Below are 13,251 nucleotides of genomic sequence, written 5' to 3' on the forward strand. Positions count from 1 at the left end.
GGCTTGACAAAGTTTTTTGAGTTTGAGCTTGGTTATAAAAACCATTGCGCAAATTACATTTTTTTGCCATTCGCTCTAACAAATATTGACGATCAAAGCCCTGCTTTTACTCAGGATACTGCACTCTTACGTGATAAATGTTCATCAATAATTTTTTAAAGATTTTCTTTATTTCCTTGATTTCCCGAAGAGTGATTTCTGCATTTTCGAACTGTCCGGTATCCACTTGATGGTCAATAATATTTTCTACCAAAGCGTCAATTTTATCATGATCGGGTTTATCCAGACTTCTACTTGCAGCTTCCACAGAATCTGCCATCATTAGTGCAGCTGTTTCTTTACTAAAAGGCTTAGGACCAGGATAGGTGAATTTTTCCAGATCTACTTCCTCTTCAGGAAAGTTCTTAATGTATTGCTTGTAGAAGTACATTACAGTAGAAGTACCGTGATGTGTACGAATAAAGTCTATTAAAATATCCGGTAAATTATTCTTCTTGGCCAACTTAATTCCGTCCCGTACGTGCTTAATAATTATCTCAGCACTTTCTTCAAATGATAATTCATCATGCGGATTAAGTCCTGTACTCTGATTTTCTATAAAGTACATTGGGTTGGTGAGCTTTCCTATATCGTGATATAAGGCCCCTGTCCTTACCAATAAAGCGTTTCCATTTATTTTAAGCACTGCTGCTTCCGCCAAATTGGCCACTTGCATAGAGTGCTGAAAAGTTCCGGGAGCTTCTTGGCCTAATCTTCTCAATAGCGGATTATTGGTATCGCTCAGCTCCAAAAGGCTTACGTCAGATACAAAACCAAATATCTTTTCCTGGAAGTAAATCAAAGGAAAAGACATAAGTGTTAAAAATCCGTTTCCTGCAAAAAAAGCAAAGTGTAAAGGCTCAAGGTTTTGTAATGATCCCTCTTGTATGATAGCCATACTGAAATACGAAATACAATACACCAGAATAATTTTAGCAGCTGTAAAAAACAGCTGACTACGCTTATACAGGTTGTTTACCAATACCACTGAAAATACCCCCGCCACAAACTGCAAGAACACAAATTCAAAGCTATTGGGTAGCATAAGTCCACAAAGCAAAATGGCCATCATGTGTACAAAAAGCGCCAAACGGGTATCAAAAAACGAACGAAGGGTGATTGGCAGAATAGTGAAGGGTACCAAATAAATGTACGTTACGCCAAAATCCAGCACCACACGGCACAACCCTACTACCATCAATACATTAATCAGAATAAAAGTAAGCTTGGAAACATCTTCCATAATCTGCTTTCTAAACTGCGTAAGGAAAACAAACAGGACTGAAAACAGCAACCCAATTTGTAGAATTTGTCCACTTAAAATAAAGTAAAAACTGTACTGGCCGGAGTAGGAACCTTCATAGCTTTTGCGCAAGGAATTTAGCTTGGCAAACTTTTCGTCATCAATAATATTTCCCTTAAAAATTATCAACTCTCCTTCCTGCACTATTCCGCGAGTAGGGACAATTCCCTCCAATTGAGACTTTAGGTAACTACCACTTAGCTTTTCATCATAAAAAACATTGTAATCTAAATGGCTTAGCAAAATAGGAATGATAAAATCCTGCATAGCTTCCGAACTATCCGCGTAAGCTTTGCGAATAGCGGAGGTTGCTGTACTTATGGAATGAAAGTCCTGAATCCTTGCAGGTGAACTCACACCTTTTACGGTGATCAAAACTTCTCCTACTTTACCTTCATCATCCCCAACTGGTTTTAGCACACCTTTTTGATACACTTCACCGAGCAGGTCACGAGCCGTATTTTTTACGCTTCGCCTAAAAGCATCTTTTACTTTTGGTGTACCTTTTTTTCCCAAAGGTGCTACCGCCTCAATTTTGTTCCACTCTATTTTATACTCGTCTTCAAAAGCAATCAGGGCGTCTTCCGCCACATCATCATCCTTACGGAGAAACATGGTTTTACTCTCTACAATAGACTTCCGCTCCTTTTCTAACTCTTCATCTGTCTTTAGTACAGGAAAGTCAAAAGGCGCCACAAGGTTTTCATAGAGCCAAGGTTTCCCCTTTTGAAACTCGTATTTAAACTTGACTTCACGTGGATTTATATACACCACAAGCGCTATGGAAATGGCAAATAGCACAAGCCCAGCAAAGCGGGTTTGGTGATTCTGTAAATAAAGCAGTAGCTTTTTCATTGTTAGGTATTCGTCCTCAAAAATAGGTATAAAGCACAGTCCCGCAAATTCGCCTTATTTTTCTGTATTTTCGCGCCTCTTAGCAATAAATTAAAATCCATATATAATGAGAGATGTTGTAATTGTATCTGCCGTAAGAACCGCAATCGGAAGCTTTGGTGGAACTTTAGCCTCTATTCCCGCTACTCAATTAGGATCTGCAGCTATTAAAGGTGCATTAGATAAAATAGGGCTAGACCCAAAAGAAGTTCAAGAAGTAATAATGGGTAATGTGCTACAAGCTGGCCTGGGACAAGCTCCTGCTCGTCAGGCTGCTTTAGGTGCTGGATTAAGCGTAGATGTACCTTGTACTACCATCAATAAAGTTTGTTCATCAGGTATGAAAGCCGTGATGCAAGCAGCTCAAGCTATCAAAAGTGGTGATGCTGACGTAATTGTAGCTGGTGGCATGGAAAATATGAGTGCCGTGCCTCACTACATGGATGCCCGTAATGGTCAAAAATTGGGAGACATGAAACTAAGAGATGGTCTTTTACTTGATGGTCTTACCGATGTATACACCAGAGGCCACATGGGTAACTGTGCTGAGCTTTGCGCTAAAGACATGGAATTTAGCCGTGAAGAGCAAGATGCATTTGCCATTGAAAGCTATAAGCGCAGTGCTGCTGCTTGGGAAGCTGGAAAATTTAACGATGAAGTTGTTCCTGTAACCGTTCCTCAGCGTAGAGGTGATGCTATCGAATTTAACCACGATGAGGAATACAAAAACGTAAAGTTTGAGAAAATTCCTCAGCTACGTCCTGTATTTGATAAAGAAGGTAGTGTAACAGCTGCAAACGCTTCTACACTTAATGATGGTGCTGCTGCACTTATCATTATGAGTGCTGAAAAAGCTGAAGAACTTGGACTTAAGCCATTGGCTAAGATCACAGCTTACGCTGATGCTGCTCAAACCTCTGAGTGGTTTACCACTGCTCCGGCTAAGGCTGTGCCTATCGCTTTAGCGAAAGCTGGATTGGATAAAGACCAAATTGATTTTTATGAGTTAAACGAAGCTTTCTCTGTAGTAGGATTGGCTAACATGAAATTACTTGGCATAGACGCTAGCAAGACTAACGTAAATGGCGGAGCTGTTTCTATCGGTCACCCACTAGGTTGCTCTGGAGCTCGTATTTTGGTTACCCTTATTAATGTATTGAAGCAAAACAATGGTAAATACGGTGCTGCCGGAATTTGCAACGGTGGCGGTGGTGCTTCAGCTGTAGTAATCGAATCAGTTTAGTAGTATTAGCTGAAATTATGCAATACGGAGTTTGCACCCTTAGTGCTATACCTATGCGCAAAGAATCTGACGACACCGCTGAAATGGTGAATCAGGTTGTGTTTGGAGAAACTTTTGAAATATTGGAGCACACCAAAAAGTGGTCTTTTATAAAATTGGCACATGATGGCTATGAAGGCTGGATAGACAGCAAGCAGCTATTACCCATTAGTCAAAAGTTTTATGAGCAAGCAAACTCTCAAGTCCCTTTCACCTCGCAAGAGTTGATTGAAATAATATCTGAAGAAAAAACGGCAGAATTCTATCCCATCTTTTTGGGGTCGATTCTGCCGTTTTATAGTAATGGAACGGTACAAATTCAGGATAAAGAATACCGTTTTAATGGCGCTGTAGCTCAATCGCAAAAAAGCCGCGAAGAGCTTGTAGAACACGCCTATCAATATATGCATACCCCCTACCTATGGGGTGGCCGTACACCTTTCGGCATAGATTGTTCGGGGTTTACCCAAATGGTATATCGCTTATGTGGGTATAGCCTGCCACGTGATGCTTACCAACAAGCAACCGAAGGTGATACCCTTAGCTTTATAGAAGAAAGTGAGCCGGGTGATTTAGCTTTTTTTGATAATGAAGAAGGACGAATAACGCACGTAGGTATTATTCTTAATGATAATTACATCCTTCACGCCAGTGGCAAAGTTCGCCTGGATAGACTGGACCAAACCGGAATCTTTAACCGCGAAACTGGGAGTCATACGCATAAGCTTAGAGTGATTAAAAAGATTATCTAGAATTGGATGGTTTTGCATTTTTCACGGCTGTGTCACCCTGAGTAACCAACCGAAGGGAGGTTGTATCGAAGGGTGAGTCGTATCCTTAATCAGACTTCGATATTTTACTTTCCTTCTTTCAGCGGAAAGCAAAACTCAGCCTGATACTGCACCTTATCCTCTGCTACAAACTCCCGCGCTTCCAAACTCCCTATTCCCTACTCCCGACTGTTCCCGTGTTAATAACTCCTCACCGCTTCTTAAAAATCCAAACGTGTGCTCCTGTATCTTTAAGGTTCGTAAAAAATACTCACCCCTATGAAAGTTACAGAGATACTCCCTATTGAAGATACTGATAGCATTGAAATCCCCTATTTTGAAGTAGGCGTTGCGGCCGGAGAGCCTACTTATGTTTCCCAATCTTTTGAAACTACTATAAACGTAAGCCGTGAACTTATCAAAAATAGAAAGGCAACATTTTGTGTTCGCGTGGTAGGTCAATCTATGATTGATGCGGGCATTGATGATGGCGACCTGTTAATAGTAGACAAATCGCTACCGCCAAATAACAATAATATTGTGCTGGCTGTAATTGATGGTGATTATACCGTAAAGCGCCTCTACAAGCGTGGTGAAGATCTTTACCTACAGCCCGAAAACAAAAACTACGACCCTATCAAAATTACCCAATTCATGGACTTCCGCATTTGGGGCGTTGTTACAGGGCTTATCAAAAAGTTGCTGTAAGTAATTCACAAACTATTCAATAATTCAGTGATTTCACAGTGGATATAAACGCTTTAGCGTTTAACTAGGGTTATTTACTAATGACGAAAGCTATATTACTCATTTCCTTAGTGGGACTAACTTCCTGCAAAAACTCTTCTAATAAAAAAGCGGAGAGCAAGAACTACAATATTGAGATTGAAGTTTCTTCTCAAAAATCAGACTTACTCTCAGAGTTACAAATTGAATCTTTTGATTCGGTAAAAAGCAACTCCACTTCATTCGAGTGGTTTATTCAGCCAAAATACTATATCCTTGATAACTTCTATGAAGGTTTGGCTGCCTTTAAAGATAACAACGGATATGGGTTTATAAATGAAAATGAAGAGGTAGTGATAACTCCGCAATACACACTGACCTTTGGGTTTACAGACGGATTGGCCTGTGTTAAGAAAGGAGGTAAATATGGCTATATAGACAAAAATGGGTATGAAAAAATTCCCTTCCAGTTTGATTCAGGAAGCGATTTCTCAGATGAATATGCAAGAGTTAGTCTGAACGGGAAGTATGGGTTTATCAATAAGAGAGGCGAAATTGTTATTGAACCGAAGTATGACTTTGCCCTCAGATTTGACGAAGGTTTGGCGCTAGTAGAGAAGGGATCAAAGAGCTTCTTTATTAATGATAAGGGCGAAGAGGTTATTAACCTTGGAATTCAGTCTGGTATGAACTTTTCTGATGGACTTGCCTCTTTCGAAACCAATGGAAAATATGGCTTTATAGACAACTTAGGTAAAGTGAAAATAAATCCTATTTATGAGGATTCAGGAATGTTCATGGAAGGTTTGGCAAGAGTGAAGAAAAACGGCAAATGGGGTTATATTAATAACAAGGGGGACGTAGTAATTGACTTTACATTTGACGATACACCTGGATTCAAAGAAGGATTTGCTGCAGTTAAAATGGGAGACAGATGGGGGTTTATTGATAAAAAGGGAGAACCGGTAATTCCAATTAAACATGAGAAAGTTCGTTACTACTTTTCTGAAGGCTTGGTTGGAGTTAGAAGAAATGGAAACTGGGGCTTTATGAATACAACTAATGAATTATCTATTGATTTCCAGTTTTCTGATTGTGGTTCATTTAAGAATGATTTCGTTACTGTGAGAAGCAATGAAAACAACAACTGGGGAATGATTAAAATCAAAAAATAACTTTTACCTCAATCGCTAATAAAACCATAGTCACTCTTCAGAATAGTAACGCATTTTAGCTAAACCTTTGCTTCCTAAAAAATGGACATTATCTCTCATACTTTAACGGGAGTAGCCGTTGGAACTGTATTCGCCACTATTTCCAATGGTTCATTGAAAAAGAAAAGCTTAATTATTCTGGCTGGTAGCTTTGGTGGTGCTTTATCCGATTTTAGTCCCCCTGAATTTCTATAACAATACGTGTAGTCCTTACCTTATGAGATGTGCTAATCATAATATTATACCAGAAACTGAAGTCTAATGAATTTCATTCCCCTCCTAATCCTTTTTGCGCTCACAAGTTCCTCCAGCCTAAATGAGGAAATCAATCTTGACAATCTATTTGAAACGCGCTGGGTTTTGAACAAAGCGGGTGGTTACATTCCAAACCTGGAAGAATTTGACTTTGTGATTTACAACACTCCTCAGGCTAAAGACCTACCCTATCAATTCCAATTTGGAGGTCTGATTTTTAAAAAAGACGGAACTCTGCTTGAGTACGTTTGGAATAAATGTGGAACTGGAAATCCTCCCGATTTTTACGAAACTGAATATCAAATTGAAAAAATCGAAAATGAAGTAACTATCCAAATTTCGAATAGTCGCCAATGGGATGGAGACTATGTAATTCAGGGATTGACAAAGAGTAATTTGAAAATGACAAGAATAAATCTAAATTAATCCGCAAAATCATCTTTATGAACACAACACCTAAACATGACGAACAAATGGCAAAATTGACATTTGCTTCGGTTTACCCTCACTACGTAACGAAAATTGAGAAAAAAGGCAGAACCAAAGATGAACTGCATCAAGTAATTGAATGGTTGACAGGATTTGATGAAAACAAACTTCAAGAACTAATCAATGACAAAGTTACCTTTAAAACCTTCTTTGAGAAAGCAACGCTAAACTCAAATGCCCACCTTATAAAAGGTGTGATTTGCGGGTATCGAATAGAAGACATCCAAACTCCTTTGACACAACAAGTAAGGTACCTGGATAAGGTGGTGGATGAATTGGCAAAAGGCAAAAAGATGGAAAAAATTTTACGAAGCGAGTAGGTTGTTGATACTTCCTGTCTTTTTCAAAATTAATTGAGCACCTACCCCATTGATTCCCGCTACCTTTGGGCTTTCAATAATTCACCATATCGATATGTCTTTCACTTCTTTGGGTTTGTCATCCTATTTGGCAAAAGCACTAACAGCTCAAAATTACACAAAACCCTACCCTATTCAGGAAGCAGCAATTCCTGCTATCCTAAAAGGAAAAGACATTTTGGGTATTGCTCAAACCGGTTCGGGAAAAACAGCTAGTTATGTGCTCCCAACCCTTATAAAGCTTGAAGGAAAAACGGCTACTAAAAACCGCCACATCAATGTTTTGGTATTGGTTCCTACCCGTGAATTAGCCATACAAGTAGAAGAAGTTTTCCGCGTATTTGGCAGTGCTCTCCCCTTTACTTTCAAGTCCTTTGCTGTGTTTGGTGGAGTTTCCATCAATCCGCAGATGATTGGTTTACAAAATGTAAATGTGCTCGTGGCCACGCCCGGCCGCCTGTTGGAATTAGCTGAATCCAATGCTCTTCATCTTTCTTCGGTAAGCACGCTTATTTTGGATGAAGCAGACAAAATGCTCAACCTTGGCTTTAAAGCCGAAATGGACCGCATTTTTGCTCTTTTGCCTAAAAAACGTCAAAACCTACTTTTTTCGGCCACTCTTAGCCCTGATGTGAAAAATGTAGAACGTGTGTTGCTAAATGATCCTTTGGTGATAAACATTGCCCCAAAAGAGGAAAACTTAGACCTTATCAACCAAGTTGGGTACTTTGTAAATGAAGAAAAAAAGGGACCGCTACTCCGCTATTTGATCAAGAAAGGTGACATGCAGCAGGTATTGGTTTTCACCTCATCAACCGCACGTGCTGATGCTGTGGCTGATAAATTGCATCACAATGGAATTCCGGCACGAGCCATTCATAGCAAGAAAAGTCAGGGAAATAGAAAGGCTTCACTGGAACAATTTAAAGCCAGCAAACTAAGAGTATTGGTTGCCACAGATTTACTTTCCAGAGGTATTGACATTGAATTTTTGCCCTATGTGATAAATTATGAATTGCCCCGCTCACCCAAGGATTTTGTGCATCGAATTGGCCGAACTGGTCGTGCCGAAAACCCGGGACAGGCCGTCACTTTAATTACCCCTGACGACAAGCATCACTTTAAAGTAATTCAAAAGAAAATGAAGAAAGCGGTGACCATGATTGACTCAGAGAACCTAGAGGATTTTAAATAATTCTGAGTTAAACTCTATTCCTAATTTACTGTCCAAAACACATTCAACTCTCCTAAATATAACACATGGAAATACTTAGCAAAATCATAATTGGCCTTATCGCTTTTATTCACATTTATATACTGTGGTTCGAAATGTTTGCCTGGACTTCACGCGGGCCAAAGGTTTTTAGGAGCTTCCCAAAAGACTTATTTGAACCAACCAAAGCAATGGCAGCCAATCAAGGTTTGTACAATGGCTTTTTGGCGGCCGGGCTTATTTGGAGTTTTTTCATCGGTGATCCTGAATGGCAAAATAACGTTGCTTTGTTTTTCTTGACTTGTGTAACTATTGCTGGTATTTATGGTACGCTTACCGCAGACAAGAAAATATTCTTTGTTCAAGCTTTGCCAGCCATCCTCGGCATTATTCTTATTCAATTGAAATAAAAAAGCCGCTAACGATCTACTCGCAGCGGCTTTCTCTCTGTAGGTGAGATTTGTCTATCTCAATTAATTTATACGAATGGTGTCCAAATGGGTTACAATACCTGTAGCTACATTTACTCCCATGGTATCAGTTGTCATATATGGAGAAATAGGGTCAAACTCCACTGTATATGATGCCGGATCTAATCCACTGATCAGAAAATATCCTGAAACAGGATTGGTAAGGGCTGCCGCAGAATCTCCAGCTGCGTTGTATGCTAATACAGACGAAAATGCAGCAATTGGTGATACATATCCATCAATGGATCCTGTAGTGTTTTTAGTAAAAACACGAATAATCGGCTTTAGATTATAGCCTCCATTTCCTTTGGCAACAATTGATCTTGAAGCATCAAAATCTAACCAAAATTCATAAACGATGCCAGCCTGAAGTGTGTAATTCACCTTTAACTTCAAACCAGATTGCTGTGCTGATGGTGTTTTCAATGGCTCCGAAACGCCATTTACAACCACACTATTTTGCGGGCCAAGTATTAACCTTATCTGACTAACTTTCCCTGCCGGTACATCTCCTGATGCTATTAGCGTATCTATTCCATTTTGGAAATCCAAAAGGTTGTAAATACCTGGCCGTGTATTCGGCAAAGTAATCCAGCCATCTGCATTGCTCGTATCACCTGAATTGGAAACATGAACTTTAACTTCTAATACATCAATATATACCGCATCGTAAGATGCCGGTGCATCCGTAAGGTTAAACTTCACTGTGGCATTTCCTGTATTATTAGAAACCTGACCATCATCATCTTTTTCACAAGATGAAATAAATAGAGTAGAGAGTAAAGCCAAACTGGCAATTGTCAAATGTTTGTTGATTTTCATAAACTTAAATTATTTTTTTGATCAGTAATAATGCAAGCATTGCAAATAGCCACTCTCACAATGCTTGCTTAAAAATTTGACTACTCAGTAACCTCAGCTTGAGCCGGCTCTTTCGCGGTGCCATCCAAAATTTTGAATAGCTCCTCAAGTTTAGGAGTAAGAATGATTTCCGTTCTACGGTTTTTGGCTCTACCCTCTTTAGTAGAATTTGTAGCCACAGGACTAAAGTCACTCATACCCGAAGCTGTCAATCTGGCTCCTGGTACATTATATTCCTCCGTTAGCAGTCGTGTAATTGTAGTGGCTCTTGCTGTACTTAAATCCCAGTTATCCGAATATTTAGCCGTCTTGATTGGAATTGAATCTGTATGACCTGTAACATCGATATTAATCTTTTCATTTTGCTGGAGCACTTTAGCCAATTTACCAATGGCTTCTTCACCTTCCTTATTTAGCTTGGCGCTCCCTGAAGGAAAAAGTAATTTATCACTCAGTGAAACATACACTTTTCCGTTTTTAACCTCTACAGTCAAATCCTCGTCATCAATGTTTACCAGGGCATCTTCTACAGTTTTGCGAAGGTTATTCACGATTTGCTGCTGTTGTTCTAACCTTGACTCCAAAGCGCGAAGACGCTGAGCACGCAGCTGCAAGGCCTGATCCTTTTCAGAAAGTTCGGTTCCTTGAGCTTCTAGTTGAGACAATAAAGCAGCACGTTCGTTCTCATTTTTTGTCTTGTACTGATCATACTGTGTTTCTGCACGCTGTAAATCAGCTTTCAGACTATTTACAGTACTTACAAACTGTGCGCTATCCTGCTGTAGTTTTTCTACATGCTTTTGTGAAGCGACATACTTTTTTTTACCCACACATGATGTTGCAATGGCGATAAGGAGTAAAGCCACTCCTAGTTGTGAAATACGATTTCTCATGGTTGCGATTAATTACGGTTATTTTGATTAAATCTACAATTAAGAAATATAGTACCAAAGCCTTAATGTTTTGACAAACAAGCGCCTAAACACCTTGCCATTGAGTACTATTTCCCCACATTGTTGAAAACCCTTGTGGTTTATTTTAAGAACTGAAAAGAGAGGTGATTGTTTAAAATCAGAGAAGTTCAAAACTTAAAGTGTATACCCAATTTTTAAGCCCCCAAACCAATTTCTTGGCATACCTGGATAATAGTAACGCGGCTCTGAGTTTCCAAAGCCAATGGCATTTATTAAAATTGATGATGCATAAGTCTCATCCATAAAATTATTTACACCTGCATTCACTTCAATAAAAAGGTGTTTGGTGATTTGATTTCGATAAGATAATTTGGCGTTAAACACAGTGTACTCATCAGAATAGATGGTATTCGCATCATCCATAGGCACCTCTCCTATGTGAATGAAATTGGTACTTAAACCGAAGTTTTTAAACCCAAAGTGAATTCCTCCATTTACTTTGAAGCCAGGCACTCCGGTAAGTTTGTTTCCTGAATAATCAGCATTGCCATCTACAAAATCAATAAATCGATTATTAGAAATTTCCGCATTCACGTAAGGTGAAAATGAAAATCCATTGCTAAAAGCTTGTCTGTATAAAACCGATAACTCGATTCCTTTCTGTTCGGTTTTGCCTGCATTTCTGCCGATATACTGGTCTTCACCCACACGATCTGCAACTAGTAAATTATTAATATCCAATAAATAGGCGGACAGGTGAACCTTCAGTTTTCTATTAAACAAAAATGCTTCACTACCAAGCTCATAATTGAAGCCCGTTTCAGGCCCCAGATCAGGGTTTATTAAGCCTTCAGGAGTAAGTGTTTCTTCAATGGACGGATAATTAAACCCTCGGCTTACATTAGCATAAACGCTTAGAAAATTTGTAAACTGATAAACCAAATTTAGATTGGGAGCCAGAATAGGATCAAAACTTCGGTCGGCATCTTTGTTGTTTTCACCCACATTGAATTCGTCCACAAAACTGTAGCTGGTTTTATTCACATTTAAACCCAGCTGCGCTTTTAGTCTTTTTGTGATAGGTAAAGTTATGGTCGCAAATACATTAAGGTTATCACGGTTTTCTCGATTATCACTTAATAGTTGCCCTTCTAAGCTACCGTTTCCGTTATTACTTTGATATAAATTTTCACTGGTTTTCCAGTTATACTGATCTATATAGAACTCACTTCCAAAACTGAGGTTGGCACTATTTTTAAGAAAAGTAAAATCCTTCGCAAACAGAGTTCTTGCACCATATCCATAAGTATATTCATCTAAAATATTAAATGGTCGGGGTTCGTAATGATCTATGTAGCTATAAAAAAATGATGTGGTATTACTAAACTCATCAGAAAACCGGTGAGTATAATTTAAGCCTGTTAGAACCTGCTTATTATCTTCGTAACCTTGAGCTGCTCCCCATGTAAAAGCTGCTTGTGTTGGATCTTCCGCCATGGCAGTTTGGCCAATAGAACTTGGTATTTGAGCAAAGTAATCGATGTAATTAATTAAAACTCCAATTTCATTTTTTGAATTAATCTCATAGTTCGAAGTAAATAAAACTGTATTTCGATTATAATCACTGTTTTCTCGAAATCCATCTGACTCTAGGTGATCAAAATTTATGTTGAAGGATAACTTTTTGCTTGCCGTGGCTACCGAGATATTATTTTTAATCAACCCAAAACTACCAAGAGTAAAACTGTTTTTTAAATAGGTTTCGCCTTCCCCTGCTTGTTTTGAGTTCAGCATTAAAGTCCCCCCTAGGTTTGTACCATATTGCGTGGCTTTCGGTCCTTTTACAATTTCGATATTATCGATATCCTCGGGATCAAAAGCATCTATAGAAGTTTCACCAGCACCATTTGTAACCGGAATCCCGTTAAAGTAAGCTCGTATTTTATTGGTTCCATAAAGTGTTCTAGATCCTACACCCCTAATCACAATCCTATTTGTATTTATTGCGCCACTCTGAATATATACACCAGGGATTTCATTGATGGCAGAAACCAAATTCACAGGGCTGTATTCCTCTAGTTTTTTGGAAGCTACTTTGGATGTAGGAATAATTACATTGCTTTCTTTTTGATACGTTGACGAGACAATTACCTCCTCAAGATTCTCCGATTTATCTAAATATTTTAGGGTAAAAACAGTGTTACCCTCGGATAAAATAACCACTCTATCACTAAAACTTGGATGACTCAATTCTACTTTCAACGGAAACTTGTAACCCTCAGGAAGTGTGAAGGTGCCATCAATATTAGTTTTAGAAAGTCTTTGACCATCAAACAGAATAACAACTTCAGATATACCTGTATTTGAAGAATCATTGATTTGACCGCTTACTTCCTGACCGAATAGAGGATTTAGAATAGCGCTTACAAATGTAATCGCCATTATTTTGAATAAAACAAGTC

13 protein-coding genes are annotated in these 13,251 nt (G+C 38.9%); 9 read left to right on the forward strand and 4 right to left on the reverse strand.

Translation table 11 applies throughout. The features are described from left to right. Nucleotides 1–106: 106 nt before the first annotated feature. A complete protein-coding gene (locus OWEHO_RS05310) occupies nucleotides 107–2,197 on the reverse strand; it encodes an HD family phosphohydrolase (protein ID WP_014201444.1) in 2,091 nt (696 codons plus the stop codon). Nucleotides 2,198–2,303: 106 nt separating this feature from the next. Between OWEHO_RS05310 and OWEHO_RS05315 the strand changes: the two genes are divergently transcribed. The 9 genes from OWEHO_RS05315 (at nucleotide 2,304) to OWEHO_RS05350 (ending at nucleotide 8,954) form a co-directional block, all read left to right on the forward strand. Continuing rightward, nucleotides 2,304–3,479: an acetyl-CoA C-acyltransferase gene (locus OWEHO_RS05315; protein WP_014201445.1), complete on the forward strand. Its 1,176-nt coding sequence runs from the start codon at nucleotides 2,304–2,306 to the stop codon at nucleotides 3,477–3,479. A gap of 17 nt (nucleotides 3,480–3,496) precedes the next feature. Continuing rightward, the gene (locus OWEHO_RS05320) at nucleotides 3,497–4,270 is read left to right on the forward strand and encodes a C40 family peptidase (protein WP_014201446.1); all 774 of its coding nucleotides are present in this window, start codon (nucleotides 3,497–3,499) and stop codon (nucleotides 4,268–4,270) included. Nucleotides 4,271–4,567: 297 nt separating this feature from the next. Further along, nucleotides 4,568–4,996, forward strand: coding sequence for a LexA family protein (locus tag OWEHO_RS05325; RefSeq protein WP_014201447.1), 429 nt, complete (start codon nucleotides 4,568–4,570; stop codon nucleotides 4,994–4,996). Nucleotides 4,997–5,076: 80 nt separating this feature from the next. Next, nucleotides 5,077–6,189: a WG repeat-containing protein gene (locus OWEHO_RS05330; RefSeq protein ID WP_014201448.1), complete on the forward strand. Its 1,113-nt coding sequence runs from the start codon at nucleotides 5,077–5,079 to the stop codon at nucleotides 6,187–6,189. Between the two features lie 81 nt (nucleotides 6,190–6,270). Then, nucleotides 6,271–6,423, forward strand: a complete 153-nt coding sequence (locus OWEHO_RS18465) for a hypothetical protein (RefSeq protein ID WP_014201449.1) — start codon at nucleotides 6,271–6,273, stop codon at nucleotides 6,421–6,423. A gap of 66 nt (nucleotides 6,424–6,489) precedes the next feature. Further along, entirely contained in the window at nucleotides 6,490–6,909 is a 420-nt protein-coding gene (locus OWEHO_RS05335; RefSeq protein WP_014201450.1) for a hypothetical protein, read from the forward strand. A gap of 17 nt (nucleotides 6,910–6,926) precedes the next feature. Beyond that, nucleotides 6,927–7,292 (forward strand): DUF2200 domain-containing protein, encoded by a 366-nt coding sequence (locus OWEHO_RS05340; protein ID WP_014201451.1) that lies wholly within the window; start codon nucleotides 6,927–6,929, stop codon nucleotides 7,290–7,292. A gap of 94 nt (nucleotides 7,293–7,386) precedes the next feature. Then, on the forward strand, nucleotides 7,387–8,526 hold the full coding sequence (locus OWEHO_RS05345) for a DEAD/DEAH box helicase (RefSeq protein ID WP_014201452.1): 1,140 nt from the start codon (nucleotides 7,387–7,389) through the stop codon (nucleotides 8,524–8,526). Between the two features lie 65 nt (nucleotides 8,527–8,591). Continuing rightward, nucleotides 8,592–8,954 carry a DUF1304 domain-containing protein gene (locus OWEHO_RS05350; protein WP_014201453.1) on the forward strand — a complete coding sequence of 121 codons (363 nt, stop codon included), beginning with the start codon at nucleotides 8,592–8,594 and terminating at the stop codon, nucleotides 8,952–8,954. A 63-nt stretch (nucleotides 8,955–9,017) separates the two neighbouring features. On the opposite strand, the gene OWEHO_RS05355 is transcribed toward OWEHO_RS05350, so the two are convergent. From OWEHO_RS05355 to OWEHO_RS05365, 3 genes are all read right to left on the reverse strand, one after another. Continuing rightward, on the reverse strand, nucleotides 9,018–9,836 hold the full coding sequence (locus tag OWEHO_RS05355) for a DUF4382 domain-containing protein (RefSeq protein WP_014201454.1): 819 nt from the start codon (nucleotides 9,834–9,836) through the stop codon (nucleotides 9,018–9,020). Between the two features lie 80 nt (nucleotides 9,837–9,916). After that, nucleotides 9,917–10,768, reverse strand: coding sequence for an OmpA family protein (locus OWEHO_RS05360; protein ID WP_014201455.1), 852 nt, complete (start codon nucleotides 10,766–10,768; stop codon nucleotides 9,917–9,919). A 195-nt stretch (nucleotides 10,769–10,963) separates the two neighbouring features. Continuing rightward, nucleotides 10,964–13,231, reverse strand: a complete 2,268-nt coding sequence (locus OWEHO_RS05365; RefSeq protein ID WP_223252717.1) for a TonB-dependent receptor family protein — start codon at nucleotides 13,229–13,231, stop codon at nucleotides 10,964–10,966. Nucleotides 13,232–13,251: the final 20 nt, after the last annotated feature.

This window comes from Owenweeksia hongkongensis DSM 17368, from assembly GCF_000236705.1.
Taxonomy (GTDB): domain Bacteria; phylum Bacteroidota; class Bacteroidia; order Flavobacteriales; family Schleiferiaceae; genus Owenweeksia; species Owenweeksia hongkongensis.